This window comes from Streptomyces sp. NPDC041068 (genome assembly GCF_040647455.1).
Taxonomy (GTDB): Bacteria; Actinomycetota; Actinomycetes; order Streptomycetales; family Streptomycetaceae; genus Streptomyces.
The window spans coordinates 18,783-40,138 of the sequence record NZ_JBEZCG010000023.1 but is presented as its reverse complement, the minus strand read 5'-3'; the positions used below and the strand labels follow the sequence as shown (position 1 = coordinate 40,138).

The window sequence follows — 21,356 nt, the reverse complement described above, 5'->3', positions numbered from 1 at the left end:
TTCCGGTGAGCCGCCCAGGACGGGAGTCCCAGGCAGGCCCGGCAGGCGGGTGCCACTCCAACCCACTCAGGCGACCTCCCCTCCAAGGGATTTCGCCGCCTTCGTATGCCGCAGAGCAGGAATTGATGCCCGTTCAACCATTGACGGAACTCATACGTTTCGTCCGTCGACAGTCGCCTTTCTACGCCGATCTCTATGCGGGAGTTCCGGAGAATGTAACTGAGCTCACACAGCTTCCGGTCGTACCCCAGGCCGAGTTCTGGCGGGCCAACACGCCGCGCGACAATCGACTTCTGACCGGTCCCCTCGACGAAGCCGTGGTCTTCAAGAGCGGCGGCACGACCGGCTCGCCGAAGTTCTCCTTCTACACCCGTGAGGAATGGCGGGAGTTCACCGGCGCTTTCGGTGCCGGGCTCCTGGAATCCGGGCTGCGCCCCGGGCATCGGGTCGCCGACCTCTTCTACGCCGGAGAGCTGTACGCCAGCTTCTCCTTCGTCCTCGACTCGTTGCACCGCTCCCCCGTCTCCAACGTCCGGCTGCCGATCGGCGGCGCCGCGCCCCTGGAGTCGACGGTGCACACCCTGGAGCAGTTCGACGTGGAGGTGGTCGCGGGGACGCCGACCACGCTGTGCGCCCTGGCCGACCATCTCGTCGCCGCCGGGCGGCAACTCCCACGGGTGGAGCTGCTCCTCTTCGGCGGGGAAAGCCTCTACCGGGACCAGGAGCCGCTGCTCGCCCAGGCGTTCCCCAACGCCCGCCCGCGCTCGGTGGGTTACGCCAGTGTCGACGCGGGGCTGCTGGGGTGCGCCGTGCCGGGGCCCGACTCGCGCGTGCACCGCGCCTTCACCCCGTACTCCACCGTGGAGATCCTCGACGAGGAGAGCGGCGAACCGATCACCGAAGCGGGGGTCCCGGGCAAGGTCGTGGTCAGTGACCTGCGCCGACGGCTGATGCCCGTGCTGCGCTATCCGGCGGGCGACCGCGCCGAGTGGACCGGCACCGGCCCCGGGCACTTCCGCATCCTGGGCCGCTCGCAGGAGGGCGTCCGCGTCGGGCCCGTCTCGCTGTACACCGAGGACGTGCAGGACCTCGTCCGCGGCGCCGATGTCGCGGGACGGGTGACCGGGGTGCAGCTGGTGGTGCGCCACTGGGACGGGCGGGACGGCCTGCGGCTGCGTCTCGCCGGCGACGGGGACACGGCCGGGCGCGACGACCTCGCCGAGGCGATCCGCAAGCAACTCCTGGCCGACCGGGCGTCGTTCGGCGACGCGGTCGACGCCGGGCACATCCATCCGCTGTCGGTGGAATGGGTGCGCCACGGCGAGCTGGCCGTCAACTCGCGCTCGGGCAAGCTGATCCGCGTCGTGGACGAACGGATGGTGTCATGACCGCGCCCTGCAGAACCGGCAGCGGCGGTGCGCCGGCATCCCGCGGACAGCTTCCCGTGGTGCTGCGCAACCCCGCCTTCGGGGCGGTCTGGGCCGCTCAGGTCCTCACCCAGGCGGCGTCCCGGATGTTCCAGGTCGGCGTGGTGTGGTGGCTGGTCAGCCAGGCCGCGGGCGCCGACCGGGGTCTTGCCTCCGGGGCCTTCCTCGCGGTCTCCACGCTGCCCGCTGTGGTCCTTGTCCCGCTGGTCGCGCGGATCGTCGCCCGCTGTCCGCACCGCAGTGTGCTCGCGGGCGCGGCGGCCGTGGCGGGTCTTGTCGCCACCGCGACAGCCACCTGGACGTACGCGGCGCAGCCGCCCACCGGCATGGTCTACGGCGCGGCCCTGCTCCTCGCGGGCTGCCAGGCCCTCTTCGACCCGTGCCTGACCACCTCGGTGCCCGAACTGGTCGAGGACGCCGACATCGAGGCCGCGACCGGCTTCGAACTCGCCACGCAGTCCCTGGCCGGGCTCGCCGGCGGGCTGCTTGGCCCGCTGCTGGTCGACGCCTGGGACCTGGCGGGCATCGTCGCCGGGTGCGCGGGCGCGTACCTCGCCGCGGCCGTGCTCGTCGCGCTGACCCGCTTCCCCCGGACCGCCGAAACCCTTGCCGCACACGCCCCGGGCGATGTGCCGCAGCGGCGTACGCTGCGGCACATCCTGGGTGAACTGCCGTTCATCCGGCAGGTGTTGCTCTGCTTCGCCGCGGCGAACGTCTTCACCACGGCCGTGTTCGTCGTGATGCCGCTGTACACCCGCTCGGTGCTGCACGGGCAGGGATCGACGGTCGCCGCGCTGGAGGCGGCTCTGGGCGTGGGAACCCTGCTCGGCTCCTTCACCGGAGGTCGCCTTCCGGGCTCCCCGACCGCGGCCGGCGGAACCTGCCTGGCTCTGATGGCGCTCGCGCTGGGGATGCCGGGGCTGGTGCCGGGCCTCGCCGTGGCCCTGGTGTCGCTTGCCCTTGCGGGCTGGTGCGTCGGCGTGATCGGCGTACGCTTCGTCGCTCTGTTCCAGCGGTCGGTCCCGGCCGCCGACAAGCCGGGGTTCTTCGCGGTGATGCAGGCCCTGCTGGGCGCCACCTTCCCGCTGTCCTCGCTGGTCTTCGGGGTGCTCGGCGACCACCTGGGGGCGCGCTGGCTCTGCCTGGTCCAGGGCGTGGGTCTGGCTCCGGTCGCGGTGGCCCTGTTCCTGCTCGGGCGGCGAGGGCGCATGACCGCGCAGGACGGGACTGCGATGCCCTGCGCGTCGGCACCGGAGAGCTCCCAGGACATCTGCGTCGACACCGCCTCCCTCGAAGGTGCCCGATGACCGTCACCATCGCCCCCGCGGCACTCCAGGACATCGCGGAACTGCGGCAGTTGTACTTCGACGTGTACGGCCACGGGTACCCGGTGCCCCTGGGCAGCGACCCGGCGGTGATGCGCCGGCTGATCACCGACCCGCACACCCACTGGCTCACCGCCCGCCTGGCGGGGACCGGGGAGCTCGCGGGCTCGGCGGTCGTCCAGACCGACCCGGGCAGCCGCATCGGCAAGCTCGTCGGCCTCGCGGTCCACCCGGACCGCCGCCGCGGCGGCCTTGCCGGACGCCTCACCGGCGCGGTGTGCGCCGCGGCATGCGCCACCGGCCGTCTGGACTCGGTGTACGCCACCGTGCGGATGGTCACCGAAGGTCCCCAACACGTCGTGGTCCGCAACGGGTTCAGGCCGCTCGGCCTGCTGCCCAACGCCGCCGAGGTGGCGGGCTGCGAGAGCCTCGGCCTGTTCGCCCGCTTCGCCGACGGGGTGCTGGCCCGGCGCGAGAAGGTCACCCGGGCGCCCGCCGCGCTCGGCCCGCTGCTCGCCGCCGCCGAGAACAGCACCGGCGTCCCCTACGGCACGGTGCTGCCCTCGGACACGCTGGGCTCGGCGCGTCCCGAGGGCCCGGCCGCTCCGCCGACCGCAGACCTGGAAGTGGTCGGCGCGCCCGGCTTCGTACGCCGTCGCTTCCTGGAGCTCTTTCCCGACCCGGCAGGGCGCTACTACCCGCTGCACGCGCCCAACGCCGTACTGGTGCCGCCGGACGGCGCGTTCGAGGCGTACGTGGATCTCGACCCGGTCGCCGGGAGCTGTGCGCTGATCGCCGTGCACCCCTACCCGGCTGCGGTCACGCAGGCCCTGGAGCCCTTGATGGCGACGGTCTCCCGGGCCGGCGCCGACTACGTCGAGACGCTCCTTCCGCTGTCCGACACCGCGAGCCTGACCGCCTTCCTGGCCGCGGGTTTCGTCCCCAGCGCCGTCTATCCGGCCATGCGCCGCATCGGCGAGCGCTTCCACGACTACGTCGTGCTCTCCCGCACGAGCCGCCAGATCGACTTCCGGTCCCTCGCCGTCGGCGGGCCGCTCCAGCCCTATGTGAGCGCCTACCTGACGGCCTGGGCCGCCACCTATCTGCCCCGTCACGAGGTCACCCTGTGAACACCGACACCACCCCCTATCTCGCCCCTGTCCAGGTACCGGACCCGCAGGCCCTGGCGCATGTCCAGCGGTTGTGCGACCTGGCCGAGCCGTACGTCCAAGGGCCGGACACCGACGCGCTGTTCGCGGCCGCCATGGCCGAGGCGAACGACTGCCACGCGGCCCGCTCGCCGTTCTTCCGCTCGCTGCTCGCCGACGCCCCGGAAGTCCCGGCGCCGACGGTGGGCGCGGGCGTCCGCACCCCGCTGATCCATGCCAACTTCTTCAAGCGCCACGAGGTGCTCTCCGTCCCGCGCGACGACGTCTTCCTGCATCTGACGTCCTCCGGCACCACCGGCCAGAAGTCACAGATGTTCTTCGACGAGTGGACCATCCGCTCCGCGCAGCGCATGGTGGCCCGGATCTTCGACCACTACGGCTGGATCACCCCCGACCAACCCGTCAACTACCTGCTCTACAGCTACGAACCGGCCCCGAGCATGAAGCTCGGCACGTCCTTCACCGACAACTACCTGTGCGACTTCGCCCCGGCCAAGGGCGTCACACACGCGCTGCGGCACACCGGCGAGGGTCACGAGTTCGATGTGTACGGCTGCATCAGGGCGCTGCGCCAGTACGCGGAGGAGGGCCTGCCCGTCCGCATCCTCGGCTTCCCCGCGTTCCTGCACTTCACCCTGGAGCGGATGCGCGCTCAGGGGCTGCCGCCGATCGAGCTGCCGTCGGGCTCCCTGGTGGTCCTCGGCGGCGGCTGGAAGGGGCACGCCGACCGGCAGATCGGCAAGGCGGAGTTCTACGCGCGTGTAACCGAGCTCCTCGGCGTCGAACCGGAGCGGATCCGGGACACCTTCGGCTCGGTGGAACACTGCGTGCCCTACATCGAGTGCGCCGAGCACCGGTTGCACGTGCCCGTCTGGTCGCGGGCCGCGGTGCGCGAAACCCGCACCCTGCGTCCGCTGGGGTACGGGGAGCGCGGCTTCCTGCATCTGGTCTCGCCGTACATCACCTCCGTACCGGCGCAGAGCGTCGTGATGGGCGACCTCGCCTCGCTGCACCCCGCCGAGGAGTGCGGATGCCCGCTACCCACACCGTGGTTCACCGTCCACGGGCGCGCCGGGGTGAGCCGCAACCGCAGCTGCGCGGTGGCCGCGGCCGAGCTGTTGAAGGGGCGTGCGTGAGCACCGTGACGACCATCAAGACGACGAGCAGCAGGGAAGCGACCTCCGTAGTGACCAGCGAACTCCATTTCTGGCAGGGCGAGTTCATCGACGACACCGAGGCCTCAGCCCGTCTCGCGGATCTCCCCGGCCTGGTCGAGCGAGCCCTCGCCGAGCCGCTGCCCACCGAGACCGTCCTGAGCGCGTGTGCCGCGCTCAGCGCCGCGCTGGGCGACTCCGGGAATCCTGTACGGGATCGGCTCGCCGCCCAACTGTCCTTGTCCACCGGCGACTTCGCCGAGGCGCAGGCGATCCTCACCGAGCTGTCCGCCGCACTCGCCAGGCCCGCCCTGGAACGCAAGCTCCGGCGCGAGCTGGGCGGCACGGCACCCGATCGGCTCACCCGGCCCGATGCCCGCGAGACCGTCTTCGAGGCGTGGGCCCCGGTCGGTCTGCTGGCACACATCGCCCCCGGCAACGCGGCGGCGGTCGCCCCGCTGAGCGTCGTCGAGGGCCTGCTGACCGGCAACGTCAACGTACTCAAGATCAGCAGCAGCGACTCCCCGCTCGCCCTTCACCTGCTCGCCGAGCTGGCGGCCGCCGACCCCACCGGCACGCTCGCCCGCCGCGTCGTCGCCCTGCGGTTCCCGTCCGCCCGCCAGGAGTGGCTGCGGCTGATGTGCGCCCCCGCGGACGCGATCGCCGTGTGGGGCGGCGAGGACGCGGCGGCCTCCGTCGCCGAACTCGCGCCGCCGGGCTGCCGGTTGGTCGAGTGGGGGCACAAGATCTCCTTCGCCTATCTGACCCGCGAGGCCTGGCAGGACCCGGCGTCCCTGGCGGCCCTGGCCGCGGACGTCTGCCGCCTGGACCAGCAGGCGTGCTCCAGCCCTCAGGTGATCTATCTGGACACCGAGGACACCGAGGAGGTCTTCGCCTTCGCCGAGGACTTCGCGCCGGTCCTCGCCAAGGCCTCGGCCACCGCCCTTGCCACCGGGGCCGGAACGGTCGCGGACCTGAGCCCCGCCGAGCAGGCCGAGATCACGACCACCGAACTCCTCGCCCGCCTCGAAGAGCATCTGGGCCTGACCAAGGTCGTCGCCGCCGAGGACGGCACCTGGCGGGTCCTGGCCGACACCCGGCCCGCGCTCACCGCGTCGCCGCTGAACCGCAGCGTCTGGGTCAAGCCGCTGCCCGCCCGGGACATCACCGCCACGCTGCGGCCGATGCGCCGCTATCTCCAGACGGTCGCCGTCGGCGGCGGCCGCGCCGACATCGCCCGGCTCTCCCGCGCCCTGCTGACGGCGGGCGCACTGCGCGTCACCCCGGTCGGCGCCATGCTGGACGGCTACGACGGCGAGCCGCACGACGGCGTCTACGCCCTCCAGCGCTACAGCCGCCGCGTCAGCGTCCGGGCCGACGACGCCTTTGCGACCACCGGATGTCTGGACGACCTCGTCGCGGCCACCCCGTCGCCCGCGCCGCCGACCGGCCCCCTCCTCGACAAGGCGGACGTGCAGCGGCAGTTGGCCACCCTGGCACCCGAACACGCCCACCTCCACTTCCGCAGCGGCGGCACCACGGGCGCCCCGGCCCTGTCCCTGTTCACCAACCACGACTACGACACCCAGATGCGGGCCGCCGCGCACGGCCTGCTCGCCGCAGGCTTCGACCCGGCCCGCGACCGTGCCGCCAACCTCTTCTACTGCGGCGGCATGTACGGCGGGTTCATCAGCTTCTTCTCCATCCTGGAGCGGCTGAACGCGACCCAGATCCCCCTGGCGGCGGGCGGCGACCACGCCGCGGTCGCCGAGGCCCTGGTGACCCACCGCGCCGACGCGGTCTTCGGCATGCCCTCCTACCTGTGGCAGCTCTTCCACTCCCAGAGCGAACTGCTGCGCTCCTACGGAGGCATACGCAAGGTCTTCTACGGCGGCGAGCACTTCACCGCCGAGCAGCGCCGGATCCTCACCGACACCTTCGGCGTCGAGGTCATCCGCTCCGCCTCCTACGGCAGTACGGACCTGGGACCGCTCGGCTACCAGTGCACGCACGCCGAGGGCGCGGTGCACCACGTCCTGTCGGATCTGCACACCCTGGAGATCCTGGACCCGCAGGAGGACCGACCGGTGACGGCGGGTCAGCCGGGCCGCCTGGTCTTCACCAGCCGCACCCGCGCCGGCCAGCGCCTGGATCGCTACCAGATCGGCGACCTGGGCCGCGCGGTGGAGGGAGTCTGCCCGTGCGGCAGTCACGCCCCGCGCATCGAACTCCTGGGCCGCTACGGCGATGTGGTGCGCGTGGGTACGTACTTCTACAACTACCGCCGCTTTGTGGAGTGCGCGCAGGAACAGTTGGGCTACCGCGGCGAGCTGCAGCTGGTCCTGAGCAGCAAGGCCGCCCGCGAGGACCTGACCGTGCGCCTGGACCGCGCGTACGCCACGGATCCGGAGCGTGCGCGCGCCGCGTTCCTGTCGGCCATCCCTGAACTCGGCGCGGCGGTCACCGAGGAGGAGCTGCTGACGTGCGCGGTCGAGATCGTCGACGGTGAGGACCTCGAACGCACCGCGGGGAGCGGCAAGTTGCGTACGGTGATCGATCTCAGGGCGACTTCGGCGTGATCGCGGCCGGGCCGGGGCGAGCACGGCCCCGGCCCGGCTGCCTCAACCGCTGAAATGCTCCGCTAGAGCTGTCCCGCAAGAGCCTTTCCGCAGGCGCACGGAGAGTCGAACCGTTTGATGTGTCCGACGAATTCCTGGCAGTGTTCGCCGATCCAGGACATGGCCTGGGACTTGATTCGGGGGTTTTCCGCCAGGAAGCTCTTTCCGCACCGCTCGCTCTTCTCCTTGCTCTCGGATGCGCAGGGATCCTTCGCAAGGGCATCGGCCACGCACTTGGCCATCACCTTTTCCAGGTAATCGAAGTCGGGCTTCCCCCGCGCTGCGTCGACTTCCCGCTTCGCGCAGGCGACGACCTTCTCCTTGACGTCCTCTGACAGGACATCCTTGCACCATGCTTCGGCCTTCTCCTGTGCGCCCTTCCCCTCGCGCATGAGGTCGGGGATGTTGCACGCCGGGGATGCCGACGTGTTCGGCGGCGGTGCCTGAGCGAACGCCGTTGCCGGAGCCGTCAGCAACGCGGACGCGAGAACAGTGGAGGCGAGTACGGAACGAGTCGGGCCTGGCATGCGTCTTTCCTCTCTTGCATCCCCCCGGGTGACCGCAGCCAGTCAATTTGATGAACGCGCCGCCGGGCTCGTGACACGAGCGGCGTACGAGTGACGCTCAGGATTCTCGTCAGCGGTGGTGACCACCACGGGCTCGGTGCGGCCACGTTCCTTCAGGAGCCATCCGCCGACAGATGGCCGAGGTGTGCGTCCCGCACCTCGGCCGTCTGCCCCTGCACCAGCAGGAACATCGCCTCGCGAGCCAGCCGTTGCGCACGGCTGTCCAGGGACATGGCGCGGCCGCCGCCGGCCACCAGGGCCGCCGTCGTCGCCGTCCGCATCAGGTCGTACGCGCGCGCCTTGGCCGCCAGCCGTTCCTCGACGCGCTCGTACGGCACCGGGTGGTCGGCCAGCGCGTACGCCTGCCGTCTGACCTCGTCGAGGCGGGCTCGCAGGGCGTGGGCCGTCTCCTTCTCGACCGGGCCGCCATCGAGGAGGCGGAGTGCGGACTCGGTGATGCCGAACAGGGCCGGTGAGGCGTTGGTGTTCTTGGGGCGATCGGTCGCGGCCCATGTCTCGTACGGCGCCCTCAGCGCCACGGCGTCGTCGGGCAGCCGGAGTCCGTCCAGGTCCAGCGACACGGTGCGCGAGGCGCCGAGCGCGGCGAGGCGCATCGGCTCCGACGGGCGCAGTCCCCGCTGTGCCCGTGCTTCGGTGAAGGCGAAGAGCGCCTCGTCCGCGTCCGTCACCCCGGCCAGCAGCATGACGTCGTTGAGCCCCCAGCCCGTGTACCAGGGCACCCGCCCGTCGAAGCGCCAGCCGCCGCGGTCCCGGGTGACGCGCACGGGGACACGCGGGTACGCACGCAGGTGGGCGTACGCCACCCCGGACAGCAGCTCACCGCGCGCCAGCGGGCCCAACAGCCTTTCCTGTACGGGCAGTTCACTCTGGGCGAGAGTCATGACCGGTGTGTGGTGCTGGGTCTGCACGAACCACGTCGAGCAACAGGATCCCGCCAGGATCTCGGCGATCTCACGTGCCACCGCTGCAGGTGCCGCCGAACCGCCGTACTCCACCGGTGCGCTCACGCCGAGCAGCCCCGACCGCTTGATCGCCTCGATGCTGCTCGCCGGAACGCCTTCCTGGTCGACGCGTTCGGCGATGGGCGCGAGCACGTCGGACGCGAGCCGGTGCGCTCGGGCGACTAGCGGGTGCGGGGTCGGACGGGGATGCGGGTGCGGGTGCGGGTCCGGGGCGATGGCCATGGAAAAGATCTTCCAGTGTCGGAGGGCCGGTGTCGATCCGGCCGTCTTCTGCGCGGATCGCTCCCCGGACAGCCGGATTCCGACTGGCCGGTAAGAGGCCTTCGGCCCTGACTGTCGCGGCCGCGGTGCACGACCATCTCAGGCGACAGGAGCGGAAGCCGTCGGCGGCTTCCGCCTCTCCCGCATCGAGAGGTGCCACACATGCGTCCATTCCGTCGCGCTCTGGCCACCGCGGCAGTCTCATCGGCGTTCGTCGTGACGGCGGGGGTGGCTCTGCCCGCCTCGTCCACCGAGGGGAAGTCGACGCCTCCGGTCATCGAGGAGGTCGCCGAGGGCAGGCAGCGGGGTTCCGTCCGCGTCGATGTCGGCGGCCCCGCCCAGGTCAACTACCGGAAGATCACCCTCCCGCCGGGTGCGAGCACGGGGCGGCACTGTCACTACGGCCAGGTGATCGGGGTGGTGAAGTCGGGACGGCTCACGCACTATGCACCGGTGCATCCCGGCGGAGTGCGCACGTACAGGGCGGGCCAGTCGATCGTCGAGGGCAGTGGTTACGTCCACGAGGGCCGGAACGAGGGCAAGCGGGATGTGGTCCTCTGGGTGACGTACGTGACCCCGGAGGGAAAGCCGCTCGCCGAGCCCGATCTGAGCAGGTGCGAAGCCTCGCTGGCTTGAAAGTGATCTTGGAATGATCACCGGACGCTTCACGACATGTATACATTCCCTGTGAATTTCCGCAGTTTGCTTACGTCCTCCTCCGCCCTGACGATCCTGGTCACGGGCCTCATCGCCGGCCCCGCCACCGCGGCCGAACAGGCCGCACCCCCGCAGGACAACACCCTGTGCATATACAGCACCGAGACCACCGAAAGGACCACCGGCGGCTACGTCTGGGACGTGGGAACCCGCGCCTACGACGTCTGGAACTCCAAGGACTTCAAGGCCAAGTACGGTCAGCTCTCCTACTCCGAGCAGATGAACAAGCTGCTGTACGAACTGAACGTCAGCCAGCACGTCTTCGGCCACAGCTGGCTCGTGCACTTCAACGACCACGGCGCGTTCAAGCGCAAGCTCGCCACGGGTGAGACCGCGCGCTACGACACGTACTCCTTCCAGCCCCAGGACCCCGACGGCCTCAACGGCGACGGCAGCGCGGTGGACGGCATGTCCATCAACTACACGGGCTACGACATCAACGCGCCCGGCAAGCCCCTGGTCGAGTGGGACCGGCCGAGCCGCAAGCAGGACCGTGAGGGCGCGTACGCTCCGCGCGCGGCCCGCTGCAAGACGCTCAGCGCGCCCCAACAGGCCGCGTTCGAGCGGGAGATCGAGCGGCGCAAGCAGGCCGACGAGAAGTACACCCTGCTGCCCAGCTGGAACTACTTGCTGACCGGCGGCTGGGCCGGCACCCCGGCCAGGAACTGCACGACCTTCGCCCTCCAGGTGTGGGACACCACGATGGCGAACTCCCCTTCCGAGCAGATCGATCCGAGCACGCGACTGCCCGCGGCCGATCTCAACCGACTGGGCGCCAAGGTCCCCTCGGACCTCACCCAGAGCGAGTTCTCGGCCTGGATCCCGGCGCTGGCCGGCAAGTGGATCTACGAGAAGAACGGCAACCGGCAGGAGAACGCCGAGGTACCGCGCTTCTCGGACGACATCCTCACTCCGGCGCGCGGCTGACCCGACTGCCGTTGGCGGAGTCGCTCTTGACGGACCCTCGCACGTGACGCGGCCCTCACCACGAAAGAAGTGGTGAGGGCCGCAGACACGTGACGGTTCCACGGCGAAGGACCCCTTTTCCAGCCGAAGCCGTCTGCGAGGGACCATTGCTGGTCCCTGAGCGGACGCCAAGGGCAGCCTGTCCAAGGCCACCCCGCCGAACCCGCCGGGCAAGACCACCTACACCTACGACGGCCTCGGCCTTCCGGCACGGTGAAGTACGTACAACAAGGCCAACAACCTTGAGACCCTCACCGGCGCGCAGGGCAAGAAGACGGCGTCAGCGCCTTCACGAAACCGGCCGGTGGGGACACGGTCGGGATGTGGGGCGACGCTGCCGGATTCATCAGCGTCGGCATGTTCTTCATCTTCTGCACCAGGCTCCTGAACATCTTCGCCCTGTTGGGGGTCGTGCTCTTCACCATCATGACTCTGTCCTTGGGGAAACCTCGCGCCTGGTTCGTCGTCGCAGGATTCATCCTTCTCTGGGCATGGTTCACCTTTATCCTGAGGCGCGTGAAGGAGGGGCAGCCGTAGCCAGAGGAATGTCACGCCGGGACCGGCTGCCTCACAGGCGGCCGGGACTCGCTCCGGCCATCGAAAGGACCTCATGTCGACCGTCGTCGTTGTCGGTGCGGGAATCGTCGGTGCCTCGGTGGCCTACCACTTGGCGTGTCGGGGTGTCCCGGTCACCCTGCTCGAACAGGGGGCGGCGCCGGCCGCCGGGGTCACCCGAGACTCCTTCGCGTGGGTCGGTGAGTCCGGACGCGACTGGCCCGGCGGAGCGCAAGACCTGCGCGAGTACGTCCTGGCGGACTACCGACGCCTGGAGGCGGAGCTGCCCGGCGTCTCCATCCGCCGGACCGGCTCGCTGAGTTGGGGAGGAGCTCCGGCTCAGGCGTCACGGCTGGGGCCCGGTCAGTTCCGCGTCGGGCGACGTGACATCGCCGACCTGGAACCCAACCTCCGAAGCCCTCCGGACCAGGCGATCCACATCCCCAGCGACACCGGTGTCGACGCAACGGCGTTGACCCACGCACTCGTCGCCGCAGCCGGTGCCCACGGAGCAACCGTGCACTACGACACTGCCGTTACCTCGCTGCACATGTCGGGGGAACGCGTTGCGGGGGTGCTGTCGTCGACCGGCCCCCACGCCGCCACAACTGTCGTGCTCACTGCCGGAACAGGCATCTCCAAGCTCTGCGAGCCGCTGCCGACCGAGCTGCCCGTCGCCGCCTCCCCTGCCACCCTCGCGCGGATCACGGCACCGCCCGGCCTGGTCAAGACCGTCGTGGCCCGCCCCGATTTCGAGGTCCGTGAGGTCCGGGACGGCGACCTCTTGCTGGTGCCGCGTGTAGAAGACCACGCGGCACCCCTTGAGCGGGCCGTACAAGCCGCACTCCGTCGCTTTCGGACGGCCTTCCATGGCGGCGGCGACCGGTGTCGCCTGCTGGGCTACCGCACCGGCATCCGCCCCATTCCCGCACACGGGCCCCTCATCGGATACGCGACACAGGACCGAACCGTCTACGTCGCCGTCATGCACTCCGCCGTCACCCTGGCGCCCACCGCCGGCCGGCTCATCGCGGACGAACTCGCCACCGGCAGACCCGCACCCGAGCTCCGGCGGTGCCGCCCACGCACCAACTGACGTCCCTGTTCGGCGGATTGGTCCTCTGGAGCCCTCTGCGCTCACCGCCGTGACCTTCTCCTGCTACCGCCGCCACTCGGCGGACGAGCCGACTAACGCGCCACGCGGTAGCGGAGGTACACGACCCTCGAGCTGAAGGTGCGGGTCTCGACGAGTTCGAGGTCCACCTGGCGCTCGTGCCGGGGAAAGAACGGAATGCCACCGCCGACCAGCACCGGGTAGACCATGACTTGGTACTCGTCGATCAGACCGGACGCGGCCGCCTCGGCGGCGAGAGTCGCTCCGCCGATCGCGATGTCCCCCTCCCCCGGCTCGGCCCGCAACCGCTCGATCTCCTCCGCCAGGCCGCCGGAGGCCAGGCGGGCAGCGCCCCGCACCGCCGACAGCGTGGTGGAGAACACCACCTTGGGGAGCGGATTCCAGAGCGCGGCCCACTCCAGCTTGTCGAGCGACGGGTCCTGGTCGGCGGTCTCCCAGTACAGCATCGTCTCGTACAGCCGTCGTCCCAGCAGGTGGACGCCGACCTCTTGGATCTCGTCGATCCAGAAGCGGAAGACATCGTCGTCGGGCACCGTCCAGTCGAAGCCACCGTCCGGTCCGACGATGTAGCCGTCCAGTGAGACGCTCATCGAGTACGTCACTTTGCGCATCAGAAGCCCTCCTCGGCGACGGGTTCGACAGTACGACCGCCGGATGCCGCAGGACTCATCGCGGCTCGCGGAATCCTCTGTCTCGTGTCTCGGAGATGAGGGCTCAAAGGTGGCCGCCAAGCCCCTCCGGGAGTTCCCGTGCATCAGCGTCTTCACGCGACTCGCCGACCTCTGTTGCTCCGCCCAGCTGGGCGATCACGGCACGTTCGACGGACACGTCAGCCGATTTCCCCCTCATTCGAAAGGTCGCGTGCTGGCGAGTGGGCTAGTGGCGGTAGCGTCGTATGTCCTCGGCGTCCTCGTGCCTGCCGGCGAGTTCCAGTTCTGAGATCAGTTGGGGGATCGTGCCGGGATAGCGGTGCTGCGCGGCGGCTTGGAGTACGGCGGTCGAGAGGTCTCGGCGGGCGCCGCTCAGTTGCCTGAGGACGCTGATCAGGTCGCTGGTCGTGCGGAGTGCGCAAGCCCGGATCACCTCGCGCGCGTCGCTTTCACCGTCGACGCGGGCCATCCCGCTGGTGCGACGGAAGGCGTCCACCACCGAGGCGACTTCGGAGGCGCTGCGGCGTTGCCCGGCACCGACGAGCAGGGTGTGCGCCTCCTGGAGCATGCCTTCCTGGCGGAGGTAGGAGATCAGGACCGGGATCTCGTCCGCCGCCGCATCCCCGCCCACGGACAACAGTCGGTCGACCCATGAGGTGTCCCCTGTGTCGTGTGCCGCCTTCACCTGATCGGCAAGGGCGATGACAGCCGGCGGGATCTCCCTCTCGTAGCCATGCAGTGATGGGTCGGCCGAAGCGGTCGCCGTGGTACTGGCGGGGGTGCTCTCACCGCTTCCTGCCGCGACCGTGCTTTCGGCGTGTTCCATCCGGTCCAGGGTTTCCGCCAGTTGTTGTTGGAGGCGGGCCATCTCGACCTCCGCCATCAGGCGCCTGTCGCGTTCGGAGGCGAGTTCCTCCTTGTGCTGGTCGACCTGCCGGGCCAGCGCCTCCCTCTCGCGGGCCGTCTGCCGGCGGAGCCCTTCGGCCGCTGCCATCCACTGCTGCTGGTGGTGCTCGTGCTCCAACTCGGCAGCGCGCAGCACGCGTTCGGCAGTCGCCTTCTCCATCTTCAGCGTTTCGACCTGGTCGGTGAGTGCGGTGATCTGGGCATGCAGGCGTTGGACGGTCTCGTGGTGTTCCCGCAACTTCGCCCTGGTCTTGGCCTCTTCCGCGGCCCAGGCACCGCGTTCTTCGGCCAGCTCGTCCCGTAGGTCGGCGATGTACTGCTCTTTGTCGGTGAGCCGCTCCTGCAGGTCGTACACGCGGGAGGAGGCTCGTTCGACCTCTTCGCTCAGCTGCTTGAGGCCGATCGTGGCCCGGGTGAGCTCGACGATGTTGTCCTGCAACCTCTCGTCGCTGCTCTGGGCGAGGCCCAGAGCCTTGGCCGCCTGCTCCTCCGCTTCTTGCAGCTGCCTCCTCGTCTCCCGCAGTTCCCCGGCTCGGACCAGCAGCCGCTTCTCCCCCTCGAGCGACTGCCACAGTGCCTCGATCTTCTCCGTCCGCTCCTGGCTCAGGGGCTCCAGCCTGCTGCCCGGCCGGTCGGCCTTCGCCGCGTAGTACTGCCGCACCTGCTCGACCGCCTCGCGCTGCAGCCTTCTGCGGCCGGCCAGCATGTGCGACACGTGGCTGCCCGACTTCCGCAGCGTGCGCGCCATCACTTCCAGGGTCAGACCGCTGCGCTCGTACAGGTCGCGCACGATCAGCAGGAGCTCGCGCTGGGCTCCTTGTATCTCGTCGGACAGCGGCTTCAACTTCTGTGCGCCCTCGTCGTCCTCGTCGGGCTCCCGCGGTGACAGCGCGTCCATCGACTACCCCCATATTTCGCTTGCGGGGGCCTGACAACCTGCCTTGCGGGGCTTCAGGCAACCCGGAAAACGTCCGCAGAGTTGAAGAGCGATCGGAGGAGATCTCGGCCACGTCGGGCGAGCTTCGTCCTACTGACAGCTTGATGCATCGGCGCTGTGGCTGTCAGGGGACGAACGCCCTTTGCCGTGGCTCCGAGCCAAGCAAAAGGAGAGAAGTGAACCAGAACCCTCCCCCCGAGCCCCACCATCACCTGCTGACCCCTCGCGCCGCACTGGTGATCCTGCTCGCGGTGCTCACAGCGCTCGGCGTGGGCGCCCTGACCGTTGCGGCCGGCCAGGAACTGGCCGAAGCCGTTCTCGCGGGAGGAGGCGCGCTGGGCGCCTCGCTGCTCCTGTTCAACCAGGTGATCGGAGACGACGAATGAGCCGCGGCCGGTGCGGAGCGGGGAGCGCCGAGCGTGCTGTGGCAGGCCGTGCGGCCGCCCCTCCATCGCGTCTCGGTCCTGGAAGCCCCGCCCACCAGCTCGGCAGAGCTCGGCCGGTACGCTGCCGTCGCAGCGCCGGTTCCCTTTCGCCTCGGATCATCAGGAGCACCGCCATGTCCACGGCCGCGGTCCGCCCGTCGTTACTCCTCGTCCACGGCTCCTGGCACCGCTCCACGTGCTGGGCCGCCCTGCAGGACGCCCTCGCCTCCGACGGATGGCAGTCCCACGCGCTCGACCTGCCCAGTGTCGGCCCGCAGTCCGACCCCACTGCCGGTATGCACGACGACGCCGAGGAGATAGCCGCGCGTCTGCGGAAGATCGACGGCCCCGTGGTCGTCATCGCCCATTCCTACGGCGGTATCCCGGCCACCCAGGCAATCACCGACGCGACGAACGTCGTCCACCTCGTCTACCTAGCGGCCTATGTGCCGGCGGAGGGTGAGAGCCTCAACACCATCCACGGCTTCCCCACCCCCTCGGAGGAAGATCTCAGCGGCACCGCTCCCGTCGTCTTCGACGACCCCCGCACGTCACTGTACGGAGACCTGCCCGACGACCGGGCCGAGCACCTCGTCCGCCAACTCCTGGAGCAGAGCGTGCGGGCGTTCCAGCAGCAGGTGACGCACGCTGCCTGGCGGAACGTGCCCTCCACCTACGTGCTCTGCGAAGGCGACCAGGCACTCCTGCCCGCACTGCAGGAACAGATGTCCGCACGCGCCTCGCACGTCGAACGGATCGGCACAGGACACTCGCCCTTCCTGTCCGCACCCGCCGAACTGGCCGCCCTCCTCGGCGACATCGCCTCCACCGAAGCCTGTGACCGCGCACGCCGGTGACGGACGGTCTGGTCGTCGGCCGGTCTCAGAGGGGCTGGTCGAACGGGCCGAGCAGCCAGTTGCCGGGTGCCTTCGGGTCGGCGCTCAAGTAGAACTCGGTGATGGCGGCCCTGAATTCGGCATGGCTGAGCGAACCGTCTCCGTCCCGGTCGAGCAGGCGGAACGCCTCCTCGGAGTGCACCGGGGGAATGCCCAGAGCGTCGTACATGCGCACGTACTCGGACTGGCTCAGCACCCCGTCCTGGTTGGTGTCCAGCGCCCGCATCAGCCCGTCGACGATCGCCAGCACCGCTTCCTCGAAGTGCCGGGGATCCGTGACATTCGCCTTCATGACGGCGATGAACTCCTGCCTGGAGATCCGCCCGTTTCCGTCGGAGTCGCCGTGGTCAAGCAGTAACTGCCACCACGTCTCGAAGGCGTTCCGCATCGCCGCGGCATTCTCTTTGTCGTCCTCGCGTGCCAACCCGGTGAACAGCTCGGTCATTTCCCGCACGTCGTCGTGGGTGAGCCGGTCGTCCCCGTTCTGGTCGAACCAGCGGAAGAGGGTGCTGAACTTCTGGGCCTTCACGTCCTCCGTCATGCGCGCTCCCCTTTCCAGGTCGTCGCATCCTGTGACGGGCGTGCCGTTGCCGCCGAAGCGCACGACGCACGACCACGCCCCTGCGCAAGACGCTAGGAGCAAGGCAGTGGGAGGGCCAGGCCTGTTGAGGCCGATCCAGCCCGCGTATCCAGCCGGATCGGGGCCTAACCGGGTTTGATGGTCGCCAGCTGTGCGAGCAGCAGGACCAGGCGGTACGCCTCGGCGAAGTCGGGGGCGGTGAAGGCGACCGTCCGGCCGCCTTCACCGCGCGACACGCCTGGCACGAGTGTCGCCAGGTCGACCGTGACCGGCGCGGACAGGTCGACCTCGACGTCGAGCGATCCGACAAGGCCCCGGGTCAGTGGCGGGACTTGAGCGTGCCGGGTGACGGCTTCCGCGGCCGCCCGGCGTATCCGCTCCCGCGCTTCCTCGGGGTGGAGGGCGACGGCGGCGCCCTGGCCGAGTGCTTGCTTGACCTCGACGGTGACCGCGGAGGGCACCAGGTCACGCAGTTCGGCGCAGGCCCTGTCGTCGCCGCTGAGCAGCACGACCGGTACGCCCAGGTGCCCGGCCATGGCGGCGTTGAGACCGATCTCGCCCATGGAACGCCCGGCCACACGGACGTCGAGGATGCCGTCGTTCATGGTGTGTGCCAGCACGGCCGGGCCGCCGCCTGCGCGGGCGTGGTAGCCGACGAGCAGGACCGCGTCGGTGCCTTCGTCGAGCCCGCCGAGCATGCCCAGAGGGCGCGGCTTGCCCCGTACCAGACGCGCCCGTCGGTCGAGTTGCTCCGGCAGCAGGTTGCGGAACGGTCCATGCGCGTCGGCGACCCACACCACGGCGGTGGGTTCGGCGTCCAGCACACCGGCGATCACGCTGTTCGCCTCGGCCGTCATCAGCGCGCGACCGCGCTCGTAGTCGTAGCGGTCCGGATTCGTCTCGGTGGGATGCACGATCCCCGAGATGCCCTCCATGTCCACTGAGATCAATACCTTCATGACTCAGGGACCCTACGGGCTGATCGCAGCATGCCGCCACGGCACATCAGAGCCTCAGCAGCTCGAAACCCACTTGTGGGACTGGAGCTTCACTCCCGCGTCGGGGCCGGTGTTCCCCTTGAACCCGGGCTTGCCGTTCTTCGCCCCGTACGCGCATGCGTAGTAGTCCCGATAGTTGTTGTTGAAGTAGAACTTGACGCTCGTGGGGCTGCCGTCGTCATTGCCGCGGTTCCAGATCGACTTGACCTTCCCCGGCCGCGGATCCCAGGACTGGGCCCACTTGCACACCCACTTGCTGGAGCCCGACCCGTCCTCGGTCCACCAGTCGATGTCGTTGCCGTCCCAGGCGCACACGTCCCCCTGCCCGTCGAGGCCGTTGTAGACGCAGATGTCTCCGGGATCGCAACCACCCCAGGCCCGCTCGCCGGCCGTGGCCGACGGTACGAGCAGACCGAACGAAGCGGTCGCCGTGGCGAGCGCCATCACCCATGCGCGACGTCCTACCGACACAAGTGCCCCCGATTTTTGGTGGTGTTCCGGCTGCTGTGGAAGAGCTGGTCCGGACCCTTCCGGGGGAGGCGTGACTTCAGCAGTCTCCATCCAGCCAAAGAGACGAGGCGTACGAGGCTGCAGCCGCCGGGGCAGCGGTGGCGCGCGGGCGGGTTCCGGCCGCCGCGTGAGCACCTCGCCGACTCCCTGCACCATCTCGACCGGCTCGCCACACCCGCATCGCGGCTCCGGGAACCCGCCGACTAGACCCCTACGTACGTCCGTTGGCGGCGACGTCCGCCGACCCGGAACAACAGGACGACCGAGCACACCGCCGCGACCGCGCACCACGTCGAGACGTACTCCTGCCGCCACAGCACGACGGACACCCCGGCCCCGACGGCGATCAGGGCGCCGAACAGGACGAGGCCCCGGTCGCCGGAGACAAGCAGGGAGCCGATCGTGGCGATGAGGTAGCCGATGACGATCAGCTCCGGCTGGGGCAGCCCCACGGCGTATCCGACGGTGTGCCCGCGGATCTCGGCCGTCACCGTGCGGGTCGCCAGCGCGTACGCGAGCGCCGTCGCCGTGGCGACGCCCACCGCCAGTGGGATGAGCAGGCGACGCCGGGCGCTCGGCGGCGCGGCGCACAGCACGGCCGCCGGTACCCACGCTGCCAGCAGGGGGAGCGCGATGACGGCCCAGGCCAAAGTGGCGGGTCCGGTCCCGCCGTCGTTGCGCCAGACCGCGGCCTCGATGATCTGGTGGGCGCCCAGGAGGAGGGGCAGCGCGGCCAAGGGCAGGTCGCGCGGGTTCCGGGCCGCCAGGATCACCGAAGCGACGCCCACGGCCGCGATGCCCGTGCCCGCCACGAGGTCGGCCGTCGCGCTCCAGCACATACAGCAACGCTACGGCCGCTCCGGCACGGGTGCGCGCCGGGTGCGCCCGCGGGGCGACACCGGTCCGGGGCGTCGTACTGCGTCGTACTCAGGCCCGACGGGCGCGAGACCCCGGCCTCCGCTTCACGGCCGCCCGCCGAGCCCGCACAGCGCCAGCTCCTCCGCCGTGATCGTCGGGCCCCGCGGCGCGTCCCGGCCCGGCCCCCGGGCAACACCCAGGAGCACCTCGGGCCTGACCAGGCGGGTCAGGGGCGCGGACAGGGTCATCACCTCCGTCAGTGCCCGCAGGACCGCTTGGTTGCCGGTCGCCGCCCGCATCATCCGCTGGGTGTAGCCGCGCAGCAGTCGGGCCGCCGGTGGCGGGCTCTTGCCGATGGTGGCCGGATAGTTGAGGTCCTCGCCGGTGGCCAGGTCCCAGGGGCTTCCCGCGGCGCGGGCCACCGACCGCTGGACATGCCGGGCGAAGCCCGCCGCGTGGGCCCGCCGCTCGCGCAGCGCCCGGTCCAGCGCAGCCGCGCCGTGAGCGACCACCGACAAACCCTGCCCGTACACGGGGTTGAAGGTCGCGAGCGCATCGCCCAGGACGATGAACCCTTCCGGGGCGGCGGGGAGCCGCTCGAAGCGGCGGCGCCGGTTGGCGGTACTGCGGGTGCGGTGGACGTCGGTCAACGGCTCGGCGCGCGAGATCAGATCGGCCAGGAGCGGGTCGCGCAGAGTACGGGCGAAGGGCTCGAACTCCGCGCGGTCCGCGCTGGGTTCGGCCCCGCGGGTGCCTGCCACAGTGACCAACCACCCGCCGTCCTCGACCGGCTGCAGGACACCGATCCGGCCGGGGCTTCCGGAGCGCGCGTCGGGCTGGAGGCTCACGAAGGGAAAGTGCTCGGTGCCCGGCGGCGGCCGGAAGAGCCGCGTGGCGTACACCTGCCCGGCATCCACCGTCTCCTCCCGCACGGCGGGCAGCCCCAGGCGGGTGAGGTGCCGCGCGGACTGCGAGCCGCGGCCCGAGGCATCGACGACCAAGTCCGCCTCCAGGTCCTCGGCCGTGCCCGTGTCCGTCTCTCGTACGCTCACTCCGGCGACCCGGTGCAGATCACCGAGCAACCCCACTGCCTCGGTGCCGTCCCGCAGGACCACCTGCGGCAGGGCCAGGACCCGCTCGCGCACCACCGCGTCGAGCAGGTCCCTCGTACAGGACATGAGGAAGTCCGGGCCCGGCCGGCGCGGGAACCAGCCCTGGGCTCCCAGCACGACCATCTCCTCCGTCACCGCCAGCCGCCGCGCGCCCGCTGCCAGCCACGCCTCGACCGTGCCCGGCAGCAGCGCCTCGATGGTGCGCACGCCGCCGCACATCAGCATGTGCACGTGACGGGCCTGCGGCAGTCCTCGGCGTGGCCCGGCACCTTGCGGCATGCGGTCCCGGTCGACGACCACCACCTCGTCCACCCGGCCCGACAACACGCCAGCCGCCAGCATCCCGGCCATCCCCGCGCCCAGGACCACCGCACGACTGCCCCGCCCCCAGACCCCGCCATCTGCCGTCATGACCACAACCTCTCCCGCGTCGGGTCGAGACCAACCTGCGGGCCCCACGACCCGCAGCACAAGCGGCGTACCGGACAGGACCCTCAGACCGGTCCAATTCAGGGTGTGACCTGCCCAGTTCGCCGCGGAGAAACACTTCCGGAGACCCGGGCATAGGTTCTTGGCCACAAGGGCGTCACCCGGCGTCCGCCGGAGGC

Annotated in this window: 20 protein-coding genes; 10 read left to right on the top strand and 10 right to left on the bottom strand. The window is 70.4% G+C overall.

Going from position 1 to position 21,356, the window contains the following annotated elements:
• The first annotated feature begins 125 nt into the window (after positions 1-125).
• The 5 genes from AB0B50_RS38605 to AB0B50_RS38585 are packed head-to-tail and all read left to right on the top strand — an operon-like array spanning position 126 to position 7,654.
• Positions 126-1,388, top strand: coding sequence for a phenylacetate--CoA ligase family protein (locus AB0B50_RS38605; RefSeq protein ID WP_362340769.1), 1,263 nt, complete (start codon positions 126-128; stop codon positions 1,386-1,388).
• Positions 1,385-2,734 (top strand): MFS transporter, encoded by a 1,350-nt coding sequence (locus AB0B50_RS38600; RefSeq protein WP_362340767.1) that lies wholly within the window; start codon positions 1,385-1,387, stop codon positions 2,732-2,734. The genes AB0B50_RS38605 and AB0B50_RS38600 overlap by 4 nt, the downstream gene beginning before the upstream one ends.
• On the top strand, positions 2,731-3,882 hold the full coding sequence (locus tag AB0B50_RS38595; RefSeq protein WP_362340765.1) for a GNAT family N-acetyltransferase: 1,152 nt from the start codon (positions 2,731-2,733) through the stop codon (positions 3,880-3,882). Before AB0B50_RS38600 ends, AB0B50_RS38595 begins: the two co-directional genes overlap by 4 nt.
• Positions 3,879-5,057 carry an acyl-protein synthase gene (locus AB0B50_RS38590; protein ID WP_362340763.1) on the top strand — a complete coding sequence of 393 codons (1,179 nt, stop codon included), beginning with the start codon at positions 3,879-3,881 and terminating at the stop codon, positions 5,055-5,057. Before AB0B50_RS38595 ends, AB0B50_RS38590 begins: the two co-directional genes overlap by 4 nt.
• Positions 5,054-7,654: an acyl-CoA reductase gene (locus AB0B50_RS38585; protein WP_362340761.1), complete on the top strand. Its 2,601-nt coding sequence runs from the start codon at positions 5,054-5,056 to the stop codon at positions 7,652-7,654. The genes AB0B50_RS38590 and AB0B50_RS38585 overlap by 4 nt, the downstream gene beginning before the upstream one ends.
• A gap of 62 nt (positions 7,655-7,716) precedes the next feature.
• Here AB0B50_RS38585 and AB0B50_RS38580 read toward each other — a convergent pair whose 3' ends face one another.
• On the bottom strand, positions 7,717-8,220 hold the full coding sequence (locus tag AB0B50_RS38580; RefSeq protein WP_362340759.1) for a hypothetical protein: 504 nt from the start codon (positions 8,218-8,220) through the stop codon (positions 7,717-7,719).
• A 152-nt stretch (positions 8,221-8,372) separates the two neighbouring features.
• Positions 8,373-9,464: an acyl-CoA dehydrogenase family protein gene (locus AB0B50_RS38575; protein WP_362340758.1), complete on the bottom strand. Its 1,092-nt coding sequence runs from the start codon at positions 9,462-9,464 to the stop codon at positions 8,373-8,375.
• A gap of 201 nt (positions 9,465-9,665) precedes the next feature.
• On the opposite strand from AB0B50_RS38575, the gene AB0B50_RS38570 reads away from it, so the two are divergent.
• A complete protein-coding gene (locus AB0B50_RS38570; protein WP_362340756.1) occupies positions 9,666-10,139 on the top strand; it encodes a cupin domain-containing protein in 474 nt (157 codons plus the stop codon).
• 51 nt (positions 10,140-10,190) lie between these two features.
• Positions 10,191-11,147, top strand: coding sequence for a hypothetical protein (locus AB0B50_RS38565; RefSeq protein ID WP_362340755.1), 957 nt, complete (start codon positions 10,191-10,193; stop codon positions 11,145-11,147).
• 290 nt (positions 11,148-11,437) lie between these two features.
• Here AB0B50_RS38565 and AB0B50_RS38560 read toward each other — a convergent pair whose 3' ends face one another.
• Entirely contained in the window at positions 11,438-11,614 is a 177-nt protein-coding gene (locus AB0B50_RS38560; RefSeq protein WP_362340753.1) for a hypothetical protein, read from the bottom strand.
• Between the two features lie 182 nt (positions 11,615-11,796).
• On the opposite strand from AB0B50_RS38560, the gene AB0B50_RS38555 reads away from it, so the two are divergent.
• Complete coding sequence (locus AB0B50_RS38555; RefSeq protein ID WP_362340752.1) at positions 11,797-12,837, top strand: FAD-dependent oxidoreductase; 1,041 nt, start codon at positions 11,797-11,799, stop codon at positions 12,835-12,837.
• A 92-nt stretch (positions 12,838-12,929) separates the two neighbouring features.
• Here the strand turns inward: AB0B50_RS38555 and AB0B50_RS38550 are convergent, their stop codons facing one another.
• Positions 12,930-13,487, bottom strand: coding sequence for a dihydrofolate reductase family protein (locus AB0B50_RS38550; protein ID WP_362340750.1), 558 nt, complete (start codon positions 13,485-13,487; stop codon positions 12,930-12,932).
• A 265-nt stretch (positions 13,488-13,752) separates the two neighbouring features.
• Entirely contained in the window at positions 13,753-15,330 is a 1,578-nt protein-coding gene (locus AB0B50_RS38545; protein WP_362340748.1) for a helix-turn-helix domain-containing protein, read from the bottom strand.
• A gap of 215 nt (positions 15,331-15,545) precedes the next feature.
• On the opposite strand from AB0B50_RS38545, the gene AB0B50_RS38540 reads away from it, so the two are divergent.
• Positions 15,546-15,755 carry a hypothetical protein gene (locus AB0B50_RS38540; protein WP_362340746.1) on the top strand — a complete coding sequence of 70 codons (210 nt, stop codon included), beginning with the start codon at positions 15,546-15,548 and terminating at the stop codon, positions 15,753-15,755.
• Positions 15,756-15,928: 173 nt separating this feature from the next.
• Positions 15,929-16,651, top strand: coding sequence for an alpha/beta hydrolase (locus AB0B50_RS38535; protein ID WP_362340744.1), 723 nt, complete (start codon positions 15,929-15,931; stop codon positions 16,649-16,651).
• Between the two features lie 25 nt (positions 16,652-16,676).
• Here the strand turns inward: AB0B50_RS38535 and AB0B50_RS38530 are convergent, their stop codons facing one another.
• From AB0B50_RS38530 to AB0B50_RS38510, 5 genes are all read right to left on the bottom strand, one after another.
• Positions 16,677-17,231, bottom strand: coding sequence for an EF-hand domain-containing protein (locus AB0B50_RS38530; RefSeq protein WP_362340742.1), 555 nt, complete (start codon positions 17,229-17,231; stop codon positions 16,677-16,679).
• 164 nt (positions 17,232-17,395) lie between these two features.
• Positions 17,396-18,229 carry a M55 family metallopeptidase gene (locus tag AB0B50_RS38525; RefSeq protein WP_362340740.1) on the bottom strand — a complete coding sequence of 278 codons (834 nt, stop codon included), beginning with the start codon at positions 18,227-18,229 and terminating at the stop codon, positions 17,396-17,398.
• 54 nt (positions 18,230-18,283) lie between these two features.
• Positions 18,284-18,739 carry a peptidase inhibitor family I36 protein gene (locus AB0B50_RS38520; RefSeq protein WP_362340738.1) on the bottom strand — a complete coding sequence of 152 codons (456 nt, stop codon included), beginning with the start codon at positions 18,737-18,739 and terminating at the stop codon, positions 18,284-18,286.
• A 242-nt stretch (positions 18,740-18,981) separates the two neighbouring features.
• On the bottom strand, positions 18,982-19,617 hold the full coding sequence (locus AB0B50_RS38515) for a DUF6629 family protein (RefSeq protein WP_362340736.1): 636 nt from the start codon (positions 19,615-19,617) through the stop codon (positions 18,982-18,984).
• A gap of 123 nt (positions 19,618-19,740) precedes the next feature.
• Positions 19,741-21,159, bottom strand: coding sequence for an FAD-dependent monooxygenase (locus AB0B50_RS38510; RefSeq protein WP_362340735.1), 1,419 nt, complete (start codon positions 21,157-21,159; stop codon positions 19,741-19,743).
• Between the last annotated feature and the right edge of the window lie 197 nt (positions 21,160-21,356).

What these genes read in the sequence shown, in the direction of transcription:
- AB0B50_RS38605 (WP_362340769.1), top strand. Translation starts at nt 126, where the DNA reads ATGCCCGTTCAACCATTGACGGAACTCATACGTTTCGTCCGTCGACAG.
- AB0B50_RS38600 (WP_362340767.1), top strand. Translation starts at nt 1,385, where the DNA reads ATGACCGCGCCCTGCAGAACCGGCAGCGGCGGTGCGCCGGCATCCCGC.
- AB0B50_RS38595 (WP_362340765.1), top strand. Translation starts at nt 2,731, where the DNA reads ATGACCGTCACCATCGCCCCCGCGGCACTCCAGGACATCGCGGAACTG.
- AB0B50_RS38580 (WP_362340759.1), bottom strand. Translation starts at nt 8,220, where the DNA reads ATGCCAGGCCCGACTCGTTCCGTACTCGCCTCCACTGTTCTCGCGTCC.
- AB0B50_RS38575 (WP_362340758.1), bottom strand. Translation starts at nt 9,464, where the DNA reads ATGGCCATCGCCCCGGACCCGCACCCGCACCCGCATCCCCGTCCGACC.
- AB0B50_RS38570 (WP_362340756.1), top strand. Translation starts at nt 9,666, where the DNA reads ATGCGTCCATTCCGTCGCGCTCTGGCCACCGCGGCAGTCTCATCGGCG.
- AB0B50_RS38560 (WP_362340753.1), bottom strand. Translation starts at nt 11,614, where the DNA reads ATGATGGTGAAGAGCACGACCCCCAACAGGGCGAAGATGTTCAGGAGC.
- AB0B50_RS38555 (WP_362340752.1), top strand. Translation starts at nt 11,797, where the DNA reads ATGTCGACCGTCGTCGTTGTCGGTGCGGGAATCGTCGGTGCCTCGGTG.
- AB0B50_RS38550 (WP_362340750.1), bottom strand. Translation starts at nt 13,487, where the DNA reads ATGCGCAAAGTGACGTACTCGATGAGCGTCTCACTGGACGGCTACATC.
- AB0B50_RS38545 (WP_362340748.1), bottom strand. Translation starts at nt 15,330, where the DNA reads ATGGACGCGCTGTCACCGCGGGAGCCCGACGAGGACGACGAGGGCGCA.
- AB0B50_RS38535 (WP_362340744.1), top strand. Translation starts at nt 15,929, where the DNA reads ATGTCCACGGCCGCGGTCCGCCCGTCGTTACTCCTCGTCCACGGCTCC.
- AB0B50_RS38530 (WP_362340742.1), bottom strand. Translation starts at nt 17,231, where the DNA reads ATGACGGAGGACGTGAAGGCCCAGAAGTTCAGCACCCTCTTCCGCTGG.
- AB0B50_RS38525 (WP_362340740.1), bottom strand. Translation starts at nt 18,229, where the DNA reads ATGAAGGTATTGATCTCAGTGGACATGGAGGGCATCTCGGGGATCGTG.
- AB0B50_RS38515 (WP_362340736.1), bottom strand. Translation starts at nt 19,617, where the DNA reads ATGTGCTGGAGCGCGACGGCCGACCTCGTGGCGGGCACGGGCATCGCG.
- AB0B50_RS38510 (WP_362340735.1), bottom strand. Translation starts at nt 21,159, where the DNA reads ATGACGGCAGATGGCGGGGTCTGGGGGCGGGGCAGTCGTGCGGTGGTC.